Origin of the sequence: Pseudomonas sp. SH10-3B (genome assembly GCF_019891415.1) — a bacterium.
Lineage (GTDB): Bacteria > Pseudomonadota > Gammaproteobacteria > Pseudomonadales > Pseudomonadaceae > Aquipseudomonas.
The window spans coordinates 58,906-73,108 of sequence record NZ_JAFLXD010000021.1 but is presented as its reverse complement, the minus strand read 5'-3'; the positions used below and the strand labels follow the sequence as shown (position 1 = coordinate 73,108).

Genomic DNA, 14,203 nt, shown 5'->3' with positions numbered 1-14,203 from the left:
AGCCCAAGGAGCCCGCCATGAGCGAATTCAAACGTATCCCTCCCGAACAAGCCCAGACCCTGCGCGAGCAAGGTGCGGTAGTGGTCGATATCCGCGACCAGCCTACTTACGCCGCCGCCCACATCACCGGCGCCCAGCACCTGGACAACGTCAATATCAGCGACTTCATTCGCGCTGCCGACCTTGACGCCCCAGTGATCGTGGCCTGCTACCACGGCAACTCCAGCCAGAGCGCCGCCGCCTACCTGATCAGCCAAGGCTTCTCCGACGTCTATAGCCTGGATGGCGGCTTTGAGCTATGGCGTACGACCTATCCTGCGGAAATTTCATCCGGCGATTCGCAATAATTTTTTTCACACACCGCTACCCCGCGTGACGCTTGGGCTCGCGCCGTTTCTGACGAACGGCGCAGCCAAACTAATTGCTCATCGCGCCTTGACCTCTCCGATTCCGAACTATCCTTAAGCGCAGGCCATCCGAATCAGGGGAGAGCCGGTACACCGGCGTGCGGGTCATCGGTAGCGTTTAGGGTGTTCTGGGGGGAAAACGGCCATTGGCGTTCGTCAATGACTGCCAGCATCGACTGATAGATCCGGCGTCGGCTCCACGTATCGAGCGAGGTGACGACGTCATGAGTATTTTTAGCCACTTCCAACAACGCTTCGCGTCCACACAGCAGGAAGAACTCACGCTGCAAGAGTATCTTGAGCTGTGCAAACAGGACCGCAGCACCTACGCGTCTGCCGCCGAGCGCCTGCTATTGGCAATTGGTGAGCCGGAGCTGGTGGAAACCGCGAATAATTCGCGCCTGTCGCGAATATTCTCCAACAAGGTGATTCGCCGCTATCCGGCCTTTGAAGACTTCCACGGAATGGAAGAATGCATTGACCAGATCGTCTCCTACTTCCGCCATGCCGCCCAAGGCCTGGAGGAAAAGAAACAGATCCTCTACCTGCTCGGCCCCGTCGGCGGCGGCAAGTCGTCCCTGGCCGAAAAACTCAAACAACTGATCGAAAAGGTGCCCTTTTACGCCATCAAGGGCTCACCGGTTTTTGAATCGCCCCTGGGCTTGTTCAACGCCACGGAAGATGGTGCCATCCTCGAAGAAGACTTCGGTATCCCACGGCGCTATCTCAACACCATCATGTCGCCCTGGGCCACCAAGCGCCTGGCCGAGTTTGGCGGTGATATCAGCCAGTTCCGCGTGGTGAAACTCTACCCGTCGATCCTCAACCAGATCGGCGTGGCAAAGACCGAACCGGGCGATGAGAACAACCAGGACATTTCGGCGCTGGTGGGCAAGGTCGATATCCGCAAGCTGGAGGAATTCCCGCAGAACGACGCCGACGCCTACAGCTACTCGGGCGCACTGTGCCGGGCCAACCAGGGCCTTATGGAATTCGTCGAGATGTTCAAGGCACCGATCAAGGTGCTGCACCCACTGCTCACCGCCACCCAGGAAGGCAACTACAACAGCACCGAAGGCCTGGGCGCGATTCCGTTCACCGGGATCCTGCTGGCTCACTCCAACGAATCGGAATGGCACACCTTCCGCAACAACAAGAACAACGAAGCCTTCATCGACCGGATCTACATCGTCAAGGTGCCGTACTGCCTGCGGGTCAGCGATGAAATCAAGATCTACGACAAGCTGCTGTTCAACAGCTCCCTGGCCAAAGCCCATTGCGCACCCGACACCTTGAAGATGCTTGCCCAGTTCACCGTGCTGTCGCGCCTCAAGGAGCCGGAAAACTCGAATATCTATTCGAAAATGCGCGTGTATGACGGCGAAAACCTCAAGGATACCGATCCCAAGGCCAAGTCGATCCAGGAATACCGCGACACTGCCGGCGTGGATGAAGGCATGAACGGCCTGTCGACCCGCTTTGCGTTCAAGATCCTGTCCAAGGTCTTCAACTTCGACCCCCATGAGATCGCCGCCAACCCGGTACACCTGCTCTATGTGCTGGAACAGCAGATCGAACAGGAACAATTCCAGGCCGAAACCCGCGAACGCTACCTGCGCTTCCTCAAGGAATACCTGGCGCCGCGCTACATCGAGTTTATCGGCAAGGAAATCCAGACCGCGTACCTGGAGTCCTACAGCGAGTACGGCCAGAACATCTTTGATCGCTACGTGCTGTATGCGGACTTCTGGATCCAGGACCAGGAATACCGCGACCCGGAAACCGGCGAGATTCTCAACCGCGTAGCCCTCAACGAAGAACTGGAGAAGATCGAAAAACCTGCTGGCATCAGCAATCCGAAGGATTTCCGCAACGAGATCGTCAACTTCGTGCTGCGCGCCCGCGCCAACAACAACGGCAAGAACCCCACTTGGCTCAGCTACGAGAAACTGCGGGTGGTCATCGAGAAGAAAATGTTCTCCAACACCGAGGATCTGCTGCCGGTCATCAGTTTCAACGCCAAGGCCAGCAAGGAGGATCAGCAAAAACACAACGACTTCGTCACACGAATGGTCGAGCGTGGCTACACAGACAAGCAGGTACGGCTGCTCTCCGAGTGGTACCTGCGGGTGCGCAAATCGCAATAAGGCAGCGACAGGCGTGCACTGCCAGGTCTTAGGCCTGGCAGTTGACCGCTTGTCTCTAAGCTTCCAGCTCGCTGCTTGAAGCTTGTAACGTGAAGCTGCCCGGAGGGCTCCTCATGAGCTATGTGATCGACCGACGCCTCAATGGCAAGAACAAGAGCACGGTAAACCGCCAGCGTTTCCTGCGGCGTTACCGTGACCACATCAAAAAGGCCGTTGAAGAGGCCGTTAGCCGCCGTTCCATCACCGACATGGAGCATGGCGAGCAAATCAGCATTCCTGGACGGGACATTGACGAACCGGTGCTGCACCACGGCCGGGGCGGCAAGCAGACCGTCGTTCACCCTGGCAACAAGGAATTCACCACCGGCGAGCATATCCAGCGCCCACAAGGCGGTGGTGGTGGCAAAGGCCCGGGCAAGGCCGGTAACTCCGGCGAGGGCATGGACGAGTTCGTGTTCCAGATCACCCAGGAAGAATTCCTCGAATTCATGTTCGAGGACCTGGAATTGCCCAACCTGGTCAAACGCAACCTGACCGGCACGGACACCTTCAAAACCGTGCGCGCCGGGATCAGCAACGAGGGCAACCCGTCCCGGATCAATATCATTCGAACACTGCGCTCCGCCCATGCCCGGCGTATTGCCTTGTCGGGCAGCAGCCGCGCCAAACTGAGGGATGCCAAGGAAGAACTGGCCCGGCTCAAGCGTGAAGAACCGGATAACTTCGGCGATATCCAGGAAATCGAGGCAGAAATAGAGAAACTCAGCGCGCGCATCCACCGCGTGCCGTTCCTCGACACCTTCGACTTGAAGTACAACCTGCTGGTCAAGCAACCCAACCCCAGCTCCAAGGCGGTAATGTTCTGCCTGATGGACGTGTCGGGGTCCATGACCCAAGCCACCAAGGACATTGCCAAGCGATTCTTCATCCTGCTGTACCTGTTTCTGAAGCGGAACTACGACAAGATCGACGTAGTATTCATCCGCCATCACACCAGTGCACGGGAAGTCGACGAAGAAGAGTTCTTCTACTCGCGGGAAACTGGCGGCACCATTGTCTCCAGCGCGCTGAAGTTGATGCAGGAGATCATGGCCGCACGCTACCCGGCCAACGAGTGGAACATCTATGCCGCCCAAGCGTCTGACGGCGACAACTGGAACGATGACTCGCCGATCTGCCGCGACATCCTGATCAATCAGATCATGCCGTTCGTGCAGTACTACACCTACGTCGAAATTACCCCCCGTGAGCACCAGGCCCTGTGGTTTGAATACGAGCGTATCGGCGAGGCCTTTGCCGACACGTTCGCTCAGCAGCAACTGGTCTCGGCCGGCGATATCTATCCGGTCTTCCGTGAACTCTTCCAGCGCAGGTTAGTGACATGACCGCCAAAAAAGAGACTAAGCGCCAACCTATTTCCACCGGTTCCGAGTGGACCTTTGAACTGATCCAGGCTTATGACCGGGAAATCAGCCGCATCGCGGCAGGTTATGCCCTGGACACTTACCCCAACCAGATCGAAGTGATCACGGCCGAACAGATGATGGATGCCTACGCGTCCGTTGGTATGCCCCTGGGTTACCACCACTGGTCCTACGGCAAACACTTCCTCAGCACCGAGAAGTCCTACACACGGGGCCAGATGGGCCTGGCCTACGAGATCGTGATCAACTCCGACCCGTGCATCGCCTACCTGATGGAAGAAAACACCATCTGCATGCAGGCGCTGGTGGTGGCCCATGCCTGCTATGGGCACAACAGCTTCTTCAAGGGCAACTACCTGTTCCGCACCTGGACCGATGCCAGTTCGATCATCGATTACCTGGTGTTCGCCAAGCAGTACATCATGCAGTGCGAGGAGCGCCACGGTATCGACGCCGTGGAGGACTTACTCGACTCCTGCCATGCCCTGATGAACTACGGCGTCGACCGCTACAAGCGTCCGTACCCGATTTCTGCCGAGGAAGAACGCCTGCGCCAGAAGGAACGCGAAGAGCACCTGCAGAAGCAGATCAACGACCTGTGGCGCACCATTCCCAAACGAGCCGGCAAGAACAGCGACAAGGACAACGCGCGTTTCCCCGCCGAACCTCAGGAAAACATCCTGTATTTCCTGGAAAAGCACGCACCGTTGCTGGAGCCGTGGCAACGGGAAATCGTGCGTATCGTGCGCAAGATCGCCCAGTACTTTTATCCACAGCGCCAGACCCAGGTGATGAACGAAGGCTGGGCAACGTTCTGGCACTACACATTGATGAACGACCTCTACGACGAGGGCCTGGTCACCGACGGCTTCATGATGGAGTTCCTCACGTCCCACACCAGCGTGGTGTTCCAACCCGGTTTCGACAGCCCGTACTACAGCGGAATCAACCCTTATGCGCTGGGTTTTGCCATGTACCGCGATATTCGGCGCATGTGCGAACATCCCACCGATGAGGACCGCCACTGGTTCCCGGAAATCGCCGGCAGTGACTGGTTATCGACCATCAAGTTCGCCATGAGCAGTTTCAAGGATGAGAGTTTTATCCTGCAGTACCTGTCACCCCAGGTTATTCGGGATCTCAAGTTGTTCAGCATCCTGGATGACGACCTCAAGGACGACTTGGTGGTACCGGCCATCCATGATGAACCGGGTTACCGCATCATTCGTGAAACGTTGGCCGCGCAGTACAACCTGGGCAATCGCGAGCCTAATGTGCAGATCTACAGCATCGATGTGCGCGGCGACCGCTCGCTGACCTTGCGCCACCAGCAGCACGACCGTAAACCCTTGGGCGAATCCACCGAGGAAGTGCTCAAGCACCTGCACCGGCTATGGGGCTTCGACATCCACCTGGAAACGCTGCAAGGCGACCAGGTAATGAAGACGCACCATGTACCACCGCGAAGTGACCATAACGACAACGACTACGGCCGCCTGGACCTGGCCGTCGTTCATCTCTGAAACAGCAAAGCCTCCATTGGTCAGGCACAGGCAGTATCCTGTGCCGCTAATGGAGGCTTTTTCATGAAAATCTACAAAGTCGGCGGCGCCGTGCGTGACCGCTTGCTGGGCATAGAGGTCACCGATATCGACCGCGTGGTCGTCGGCGCCACCACCGAGCAGATGCTTGCCAAGGGTTTCAAGCCGGTCGGGGCGGACTTCCCGGTGTTCCTGGACCCGAGGAACGGCGATGAATACGCCCTCGCCCGTACCGAACGCAAAAGTGGTCGGGGTTACGGCGGCTTTGTATTCCACGCCAGCCCGGAAGTTACGCTGGAGGAAGACCTTGTCCGTCGCGACCTGACCATCAATGCCATAGCAGAAGACGACGACGGTAATCTGACTGACCCTTATAACGGTCAGCATGACCTTGAAGCGCGAATCTTACGCCATGTTTCCCCGGCCTTCGCCGAAGATCCATTGCGTGTACTCCGCGTTGCGCGTTTCGCCGCACGCTATGCACCGTTGGGTTTCAAGGTGGCCCCGGAGACCCTGGAACTGATGCGTCAACTCAGCGAGTCCGGCGAACTGGACGCCCTGACTCCGGAGCGCAGCTGGAAAGAAATCTCCCGCGCCCTGATGGAAGAACAACCCCAGGTATTCATCCAAGTGCTGCGCGATTGCAATGCGCTGAAGAGTTTAATGCCGGAAGTGGACGCATTGTTTGGCGTACCACAACCCGAAGCGCATCACCCCGAGATCGATACCGGCATTCACACCTTGAGCGTGCTGGAACAGGCTGCGCGGCATCAACAACCACTGACCGTACGCTGGGCCTGCCTGCTGCACGACCTGGGCAAGGGCCTGACACCTGTGGATAAGTTGCCGCAGCATATTGCCCATGAACACCGCGGCCTGAAGCTGATCAAGGCGGTGAATGAACGCTTCAAGGTACCAAGGGATTGCCAGGAACTGGCGGTGCTGGTTGGCCAATATCACACCCACGGTCATCGGGCCCTGGAGCTTAAAGCCTCGACGCTTCTGGAGTTGCTGCAGAGTTTCGACGTTTACCGTCGGCCGCAGCGCTTTGAAGAGTTTGTGGTGGCGTGTGAAATGGATGCCCGGGGCCGCAAGGGCCTGGAGCAAAGAAGTTATCCACAAGCGGATTACTTGCGCGGCGCGGCGAAGGCAGCGCGCGAGGTCGCCGTTGCGCCACTGCTTGAGAAAGGATTCAAGGGACCGGAGTTGGGCGAAGCGCTCAAGCGCGAACGGCTCAAGGCACTCAAAGACTACAAGGAACAACACAAGCCCTTGTAGGAGCTGAGCTTGCTCGCGAAGAACGTCAACGATAACGCAGCGCTCTCAGTTTTTCGCGAGCAAGCGCGCGCCTACAAGAGCGAGTTCGGGGTGAGTGGCTGGCCCTGCCATTCAAACCTGACAGGCGCCAGCACCTGATCGATCTGAGCATCACGCCAGAGTGCAGCCATCGTCTTGCCCGCTTCAGGGTGCACACGGTCCGGCGCCATCATCGACAGCGGCCACAACACAAAGGCATTTTTCAGAATTTCGGCCCTTGGCAGGATCAAGCCATCGAAATCCCCCACCAGATCGCCATACAGCAACACGTCGATATCCAACGGCAGCCCCTTACGGTCCGGAGCATAGCGGCCGTTGTCGGCCTCAATGGATTTCAAACGGCGATCCAGTTCCTTCAACGACAGTTCGGTATAGGCCGATACCACCAGATTGAAGAACGGTCCGCTCTTGATACCCACCGGCTGGCTTTCGAACACCGCCGAGCAGCGAATCCCCGTCAAAAAGCCCGCCAGCGCATCCAGGCCGGCGCACAAACGGGTCTCGCGCTCGATATTGCTGCCCAGGCCAAGGTAAATCTGCGTTAGCGACATCCGCGCTCGATCTCCACGCCGACGCCCTTGGCGGCCGGCACGGCGCCGGGCTTGGTCAGTTTGAGGTGCAGCCAGGGAATCTGGAACTCACTCATGAGCACTTCGGCCAGGCGCTCGGCAAAGGTCTCTACCAGTTGGTACTGGGACTGCTCGGCAAAGGCCTGGATACGCGTGGACACGCTGGCGTAGTCCAGCGCGAGGGTGAGGTCGTCGCCGGCCGCGGCCGGGCGATTGTCCCAAGCGAAACTCAGGTCCAGGCGCAGGCATTGGCGGATTCCGCGCTCCCAGTCGTAGGCCCCGATCACGGTGTCGACTTCCAGGCCTTCGATAAACACTCTGTCCAAGCTCTTCTCCGCAGCACGACAAGGGCGCGATGCCCCGTTAGAATCAGGGCGTCCTCGCCCGGAATAGTTAGCATGTTTTGGTCACTGGCGATTCTCGCCTACCTGCTCGGCTCGCTGTCCTTCGCCATTTTGCTCAGCCGCCTGACGGGAAATCCCGACCCGCGAATGAGTGGCTCTGGCAATGCCGGCGCCACCAATATGTTGCGCCTGGCCGGCAAGAAGCTCGCCGTACTGACGCTGCTGGGCGACGTGTGCAAGGGCCTGTTGCCCGTACTGATCGCCAACCTCGCCGGCCTGACCCTGCAACAGCAGGCCTGGGTGGGCATATGCGCCGTCCTCGGCCATCTGTTTCCACTGTACTTCCGCTTTCGCGGTGGCAAAGGTGTCGCCACGGCAGCCGGCATGCTGCTGGGGATCTACCCACCGGCGGCGTTGCTGGCCGTGCTCGCCTGGCTGTTGACGTTCTACCTGACCCGCACCAGCTCGCTGGCTGCACTGATCGCCACGCCGCTCACCCTGCCGTTGCTGGCCTGGCAGGAGCCGGCGGCGCTGCTGCCGATGAGCGTGCTGACACTGCTGATCGTCTGGCGGCACCGGGGCAATTTACGCGACCTGTTTGCCGGGCGCGAACGGCATTTTTAAATACCGTCAATGAGCCTGGTTCACGTTGCGCATTTACAAGGGCGGCAGCTGCTCCATCGGCCAGCGCGCCTGCACGCTGATCGCCAGGCTTTCGTGCTGCCCCGCCTGCAGGCGCTGACAGCCGGCATAAGCGATCATCGCGCCATTGTCGGTGCAGAACTCAGGACGGGCGTAGAACACATCCCCCTTCATATCACCGAGCATCTTCTCCAATGAGCTGCGCAACGCCTTGTTGGCGCTGACGCCACCGGCGATCACCAGGCGCTTCATGCCCGCCTGTTTCAGGGCGCGCTTGCACTTGATGGTCAAAGTCTCCACCACGGCCTGCTGGAACGCCAGCGCGATGTCGCAACGGGCTTGCTCACTGTCGTCCCCGGCGCTGACGCTGTGCTGCCAGGTATTCAACGCCGAGGTTTTCAAGCCGCTGAAGCTGAACATCAGACCAGGGCGATCGCACATCGGACGCGGGAAAGTGTAGCGACCGACAACGCCTTTTTCGGCGAGGCGAGCGATTTCCGGCCCACCCGGGTAATTGAGGCCCATCATCTTCGCCGTCTTGTCGAAAGCTTCGCCGGCGGCATCGTCCAAGGACTCGCCCAGAAGCGTGTATTGACCGATCCCATCGACCTGAACCAGCTGCGTATGCCCCCCCGAAACCAACAAAGCGACGAACGGGAACTGCGGCGGGTTCTCTTCCAACATCGGCGCCAGTAAATGGCCTTCCATGTGGTGCACGCCGAGGGCCGGAATCCCCCAGGCAAAGGCCAGCGCCTGGGCGCAAGAGGCCCCAACCAGAAGGGCTCCGACCAATCCGGGGCCCGCCGTATAGGCAATCGCATCGATCTCGGTCGGCACGCAACCGGCCTCGTCCAACACCTGGCGAATCAGCGGCAGCATACGTTTGACGTGATCACGACTGGCCAGCTCCGGCACAACGCCGCCATAGGCGCGGTGCAGGTCGATCTGACTGAACAGTGCATCGGCCAAAAGCCCGCGTTCACTGTCGTAAAGTGCGACACCGGTTTCGTCGCAGGAGGTTTCAAGTCCCAGTACTAGCATGGGTTTGCGCCTTGTAGAGGCTGAATTCGAAGGCGCGCATAATAGTCGCCACTCCCCCTCCCGACTAGCGGTTTTCGATCAGAGGCTTTGCATTCCTGCCGATGAGGGGTTAACATCCGCAACCCTTAAAAACCGACGACCTCAGCCGCGAATTTTTTGCGACGAGAACGTTGATTCCCGGTAATGAAAGAAGGTAGCTCTGGATGCCAGCCGTCAAAGTAAAAGAGAACGAACCCTTCGACGTAGCTCTGCGTCGTTTCAAGCGCTCCTGCGAAAAAGCCGGTGTTCTGGCTGAAGTTCGTAGCCGCGAATTTTATGAGAAGCCAACTTCTGAGCGTAAGCGCAAAGCAGCAGCCGCTGTTAAGCGTCACGCCAAGAAAGTTCAGCGCGAACAGCGCCGCGCCGTTCGTCTGTACTAATACACAGACGTTCGTAGCAAGCTTCTGCCAAGCCCGGCCCTCAGCCGGGCTGTTGGCATTTGCGGATATCGCTTGATGCTTCATCGTTGACGCCGCACACGCGACTGATACAACCGCTTCAAACGTCAGGACTGGCTCTTTTGCCAGCGGTGCACGTCTCTTCTGACGAGCCTAACAAGGCTACTGACGAGCACACTCATTTTATAAGCAGGCGATCAACTGTATCGGCTGTGCCCACCGATGAGCATCCGAGGCCACCATTGGCCAACGCCGGACTCCCGGGCAACATTTCTACGCCGAAAAGCTGATTGAAATTAACGTCAGTGAATGTTCGGCAGATACACTTCCTGACAGCCCAAGCAGACGATTGATGGTCGAGCCATTCGACACGTGCGCTTGAGCACTTCACGGGCACTCATTTACACGCAGTGATGACGAGAACGCCATGGCCGGGCTGATTCCCCAGAGCTTTATTGACGACCTTCTGAACCGCACCGACATCGTCGATGTTGTCAGCTCGCGCCTGCAACTGAAGAAAGCCGGCAAAAACTACACAGCCTGCTGCCCGTTCCACAAGGAAAAGACCCCGTCATTCAGCGTCAGCCCCGACAAGCAGTTCTACTACTGCTTCGGCTGCGGCGCGGGCGGCAACGCCCTCGGCTTCCTGATGGACCACGACAACCTGGATTTCCCCCAGGCTATCGAGGACCTGGCGAAAGCCGCCGGCATGGAAGTCCCCCGCGAAGAAAGTGGCCGCCCGCATAAACCACGGCAACCCACTGACTCGCCGCTGTACCCACTGCTCAACGCCGCTGCCGACTTTTACCGCCAGGCACTTAAAAGCCATCCGCAGCGCAAGGCCGCCGTTGATTACCTCAAGGGTCGCGGCCTGACCGGCGAAATCGCCCGCGACTTCGGTCTCGGCTTCGCCCCGCCAGGCTGGGACAATCTGTACAAGCACCTGAGCAGCGACACCCTGCAGCAAAAAGCCATGATCGACGCCGGCCTTTTGGTTGAGAACGCCGAGACCGGCAAGCGCTACGACCGCTTCCGCGATCGCGTGATGTTCCCGATCCGCGACAGCCGTGGCCGCATCATCGCCTTCGGTGGCCGGGTGCTGGGGGATGACAAGCCCAAGTACCTGAACTCCCCGGAAACCCCGGTATTCCACAAGGGCCAGGAGCTGTACGGCCTGTTTGAGGCGCGCAAGAACAATCGAAATCTCGATGAAATCATCGTGGTTGAAGGCTATATGGACGTTATCGCCCTGGCCCAACAAGGTTTGCGCAATGCCGTGGCCACCCTTGGCACCGCCACCAGCGAAGAGCATTTGAAGCGCCTGTTTCGCGTAGTGCCCAGCGTGCTGTTCTGTTTCGATGGCGACCAGGCCGGCCGCAACGCCGCCTGGCGCGCACTCGAAGCCACGCTACCGAGCCTGCAGGATGGGCGCCGCGCGCGCTTCCTGTTCCTGCCTGAAGGGGAAGACCCGGATACCCTGGTGCGCTCCGAAGGCACCGACGCATTCCGGGCACGCATCAATCAACACGCGCAGCCACTGGCGGATTATTTCTTCCAGCAACTGACCGAGGAAGCCGACCCGCGCTCCCTCGAAGGCAAGGCCCACATGGCCACCCTTGCGGCGCCATTGATCGACAAGGTTCCAGGCGCGAACCTGCGCACCTTGATGCGCCAACGCCTGCAGGAAATCACAGGACTGAGTGGCGAAGCCGTCAGCCAGCTGGTGCACAGCGCACCGCAGGACGCGCCGCCTGCCTATGACCCAGGCATGGATTATGACGCCATGCCGGACTACGCCGATTTCCATCAACCCCAGGAGGCATACGCGCCCCAACAGGAATGGACGCCGAAGAAACCCGGTGCCGGCGGCAAGAAATGGGACAAGAAACCCTGGAACAAAAATGGCAAGCGCGGTGATCGCGATGAGGCCTATGCCCCGCGCACCCCGGTTGCCGTAGAAGCGCCGACGCTGATTGCCCTGCGCACCCTTATCCATCACCCGCAATTGGCGGGCAAGGTTGAAAGCGCTGACCATTTTGCCAATGCGAGCAATACCTACGCTCAGGTGCTGATCGCGCTGATCGAGGCCGTGCAGAAAAATCCTAAGCTAAACTCAATTCAGTTGATGGCTCGCTGGCATGGCACAGAACAAGGTCGCTTATTGAAAGCACTCGCGGAAAAGGAGTGGCTAATTGACGGCGACAACCTTGAACAACAGTTTTTAGACACCATTACTAGGTTATCCGCGGGTCAGCACACGCAGACCCTCGATGAACTCATCAAGAGAGCGAGGCAGCCGGGATTATCGGCTGAAGAGCAAATTCAGATAGCAAAACAGATGCGCGACCTCTTAAAACAGAATGTTTCCGCATCAAACCCGACCTCAGCTGGCGTGTGAGGTCATAGCTCGGGTATAATCCTCGGCTTGTTTTTTGCCCGCCAAGACCTTCAGTGGATAGGGTGTTATGTCCGGAAAAGCGCAACAGCAGTCTCGTATCAAAGAGTTGATCACCCTTGGTCGTGAGCAGAAGTATCTGACTTACGCAGAGGTCAACGATCACCTGCCTGAGGATATTTCAGATCCTGAGCAGGTGGAAGACATCATCCGCATGATTAATGACATGGGGATCCCCGTACACGAGAGTGCTCCGGATGCGGACGCCCTTATGTTGGCCGACGCCGATACCGACGAGGCAGCCGCTGAAGAAGCCGCTGCCGCGTTGGCCGCGGTGGAGACCGACATCGGTCGCACGACTGACCCTGTGCGCATGTATATGCGTGAAATGGGTACCGTCGAGTTGCTGACACGCGAAGGCGAGATCGAAATCGCCAAGCGTATCGAAGAGGGCATCCGTGAAGTGATGGGCGCAATCGCGCACTTCCCTGGCACGGTTGACCACATTCTCTCCGAGTACACTCGCGTCACCACCGAAGGTGGCCGCCTGTCCGACGTCCTGAGCGGTTATATCGACCCGGATGACGGTATTGCGCCGCCTGCCGCCGAAGTACCGCCGCCTGTCGATGCCAAAGCCGCGAAAGCGGACGATGACACCGAAGACGACGACGCTGAAGCCAGCAGTGATGACGAAGACGAAGTCGAAAGCGGTCCAGACCCGATCATCGCCGCCCAGCGTTTCGGTGCGGTTTCCGATCAAATGGAAATCACCCGCAAGGCCCTGAAAAAGCACGGTCGCTCCAACAAGCTGGCAATTGCCGAGCTGCTGGCGCTGGCAGAGCTGTTCATGCCGATCAAGCTGGTACCGAAGCAATTCGAAGGCCTGGTTGAACGCGTTCGTAGCGCCCTTGAGCGTCTGCGTGCACAAGAGCGTGCGATCATGCAGCTCTGTGTCCGTGATGCGCGCATGCCGCGTACCGACTTCCTGCGCCAGTTCCCGGGCAACGAAGTTGACGAAAGCTGGAGCGATGCTCTGGCCAAAGGCAAGGCGAAGTACGCTGAAGCCATTGGCCGCCTGCAGCCGGATATCATCCGTTGCCAGCAGAAGCTGACTGCACTTGAGACCGAAACCGGTCTGACGATTGCCGAGATCAAGGACATCAACCGTCGCATGTCGATCGGTGAGGCCAAGGCCCGCCGCGCGAAGAAAGAAATGGTTGAAGCGAACTTGCGTCTGGTGATCTCCATTGCCAAGAAGTACACCAACCGTGGCCTGCAATTCCTCGATCTGATCCAGGAAGGCAACATCGGCTTGATGAAGGCTGTGGACAAGTTCGAATACCGTCGCGGCTACAAGTTCTCGACTTATGCCACCTGGTGGATCCGTCAGGCGATCACTCGCTCGATCGCCGACCAGGCCCGCACCATCCGTATTCCGGTGCACATGATCGAGACCATCAACAAGCTCAACCGTATTTCCCGGCAGATGTTGCAGGAAATGGGTCGCGAACCGACCCCGGAAGAGCTGGGTGAACGCATGGAAATGCCTGAGGATAAAATCCGCAAGGTATTGAAGATCGCTAAAGAGCCGATCTCCATGGAAACCCCGATCGGTGATGACGAAGACTCCCACCTGGGTGACTTCATCGAAGACTCGACCATGCAGTCGCCAATCGATGTCGCCACTGTTGAGAGCCTTAAAGAAGCGACCCGCGACGTACTGTCCGGCCTCACTGCCCGTGAAGCCAAGGTACTGCGCATGCGTTTCGGCATCGACATGAATACCGACCACACCCTTGAGGAAGTCGGTAAGCAGTTTGACGTGACCCGCGAGCGGATCCGTCAGATCGAAGCCAAGGCGTTGCGCAAGTTGCGCCACCCGACGCGAAGCGAGCATCTACGCTCCTTCCTCGACGAGTGACACCAGAACCCCCGGCCC

Annotated in this window: 12 protein-coding genes; 9 read left to right on the top strand and 3 right to left on the bottom strand. The window is 58.6% G+C overall.

The annotated features are described in order from the left end of the window. The first annotated feature begins 17 nt into the window (after positions 1 to 17). The 5 genes from glpE to J1G35_RS17040 all read left to right on the top strand — a co-directional run bounded on the left by glpE (position 18) and on the right by J1G35_RS17040 (position 6,797). Entirely contained in the window at positions 18 to 347 is a 330-nt protein-coding gene (gene glpE / locus J1G35_RS17060) for a thiosulfate sulfurtransferase GlpE (RefSeq protein ID WP_053131140.1), read from the top strand. Between the two features lie 284 nt (positions 348 to 631). Further along, entirely contained in the window at positions 632 to 2,554 is a 1,923-nt protein-coding gene (locus J1G35_RS17055) for a PrkA family serine protein kinase (protein WP_003194732.1), read from the top strand. 113 nt (positions 2,555 to 2,667) lie between these two features. Beyond that, a complete protein-coding gene (locus tag J1G35_RS17050; protein ID WP_223015513.1) occupies positions 2,668 to 3,939 on the top strand; it encodes a YeaH/YhbH family protein in 1,272 nt (423 codons plus the stop codon). Then, entirely contained in the window at positions 3,936 to 5,501 is a 1,566-nt protein-coding gene (locus J1G35_RS17045) for a SpoVR family protein (protein WP_053131134.1), read from the top strand. The genes J1G35_RS17050 and J1G35_RS17045 overlap by 4 nt, the downstream gene beginning before the upstream one ends. Before the next feature lie 63 nt (positions 5,502 to 5,564). Further along, positions 5,565 to 6,797 (top strand): multifunctional CCA addition/repair protein, encoded by a 1,233-nt coding sequence (locus J1G35_RS17040; protein WP_223015512.1) that lies wholly within the window; start codon positions 5,565 to 5,567, stop codon positions 6,795 to 6,797. A gap of 71 nt (positions 6,798 to 6,868) precedes the next feature. On the opposite strand, the gene folK is transcribed toward J1G35_RS17040, so the two are convergent. Further along, positions 6,869 to 7,387 (bottom strand): 2-amino-4-hydroxy-6-hydroxymethyldihydropteridine diphosphokinase, encoded by a 519-nt coding sequence (gene folK / locus J1G35_RS17035; protein ID WP_053131129.1) that lies wholly within the window; start codon positions 7,385 to 7,387, stop codon positions 6,869 to 6,871. Beyond that, positions 7,378 to 7,731, bottom strand: coding sequence for a dihydroneopterin aldolase (gene folB, locus J1G35_RS17030; RefSeq protein WP_053131128.1), 354 nt, complete (start codon positions 7,729 to 7,731; stop codon positions 7,378 to 7,380). The genes folK and folB overlap by 10 nt, the downstream gene beginning before the upstream one ends. 72 nt (positions 7,732 to 7,803) lie before the next feature. Here folB and plsY point away from each other — a divergent pair, with 72 nt between their 5' ends. After that, positions 7,804 to 8,373, top strand: a complete 570-nt coding sequence (plsY, locus tag J1G35_RS17025) for a glycerol-3-phosphate 1-O-acyltransferase PlsY (protein WP_223015511.1) — start codon at positions 7,804 to 7,806, stop codon at positions 8,371 to 8,373. A gap of 33 nt (positions 8,374 to 8,406) precedes the next feature. Here the strand turns inward: plsY and tsaD are convergent, their stop codons facing one another. Beyond that, positions 8,407 to 9,432 carry a tRNA (adenosine(37)-N6)-threonylcarbamoyltransferase complex transferase subunit TsaD gene (gene tsaD / locus J1G35_RS17020; RefSeq protein WP_027605922.1) on the bottom strand — a complete coding sequence of 342 codons (1,026 nt, stop codon included), beginning with the start codon at positions 9,430 to 9,432 and terminating at the stop codon, positions 8,407 to 8,409. Between the two features lie 203 nt (positions 9,433 to 9,635). On the opposite strand from tsaD, the gene rpsU reads away from it, so the two are divergent. The 3 genes from rpsU (at position 9,636) to rpoD (ending at position 14,185) form a co-directional block, all read left to right on the top strand. Then, positions 9,636 to 9,851: a 30S ribosomal protein S21 gene (gene rpsU, locus J1G35_RS17015; protein WP_002551877.1), complete on the top strand. Its 216-nt coding sequence runs from the start codon at positions 9,636 to 9,638 to the stop codon at positions 9,849 to 9,851. 445 nt (positions 9,852 to 10,296) lie between these two features. Continuing rightward, complete coding sequence (dnaG, locus tag J1G35_RS17010) at positions 10,297 to 12,267, top strand: DNA primase (protein WP_223015510.1); 1,971 nt, start codon at positions 10,297 to 10,299, stop codon at positions 12,265 to 12,267. Between the two features lie 67 nt (positions 12,268 to 12,334). Then, positions 12,335 to 14,185, top strand: a complete 1,851-nt coding sequence (gene rpoD / locus J1G35_RS17005) for an RNA polymerase sigma factor RpoD (protein WP_053131122.1) — start codon at positions 12,335 to 12,337, stop codon at positions 14,183 to 14,185. Positions 14,186 to 14,203 lie beyond the last annotated feature (18 nt).

Excerpts from the sequence above, each read along its gene's own strand:
- glpE (WP_053131140.1), top strand. The coding sequence starts at position 18 with ATGAGCGAATTCAAACGTATCCCTCCCGAACAAGCCCAGACCCTGCGC.
- J1G35_RS17055 (WP_003194732.1), top strand. The coding sequence starts at position 632 with ATGAGTATTTTTAGCCACTTCCAACAACGCTTCGCGTCCACACAGCAG.
- J1G35_RS17050 (WP_223015513.1), top strand. The coding sequence starts at position 2,668 with ATGAGCTATGTGATCGACCGACGCCTCAATGGCAAGAACAAGAGCACG.
- J1G35_RS17045 (WP_053131134.1), top strand. The coding sequence starts at position 3,936 with ATGACCGCCAAAAAAGAGACTAAGCGCCAACCTATTTCCACCGGTTCC.
- J1G35_RS17040 (WP_223015512.1), top strand. The coding sequence starts at position 5,565 with ATGAAAATCTACAAAGTCGGCGGCGCCGTGCGTGACCGCTTGCTGGGC.
- folK (WP_053131129.1), bottom strand. The coding sequence starts at position 7,387 with ATGTCGCTAACGCAGATTTACCTTGGCCTGGGCAGCAATATCGAGCGC.
- plsY (WP_223015511.1), top strand. The coding sequence starts at position 7,804 with ATGTTTTGGTCACTGGCGATTCTCGCCTACCTGCTCGGCTCGCTGTCC.
- tsaD (WP_027605922.1), bottom strand. The coding sequence starts at position 9,432 with ATGCTAGTACTGGGACTTGAAACCTCCTGCGACGAAACCGGTGTCGCA.
- rpsU (WP_002551877.1), top strand. The coding sequence starts at position 9,636 with ATGCCAGCCGTCAAAGTAAAAGAGAACGAACCCTTCGACGTAGCTCTG.
- dnaG (WP_223015510.1), top strand. The coding sequence starts at position 10,297 with ATGGCCGGGCTGATTCCCCAGAGCTTTATTGACGACCTTCTGAACCGC.
- rpoD (WP_053131122.1), top strand. The coding sequence starts at position 12,335 with ATGTCCGGAAAAGCGCAACAGCAGTCTCGTATCAAAGAGTTGATCACC.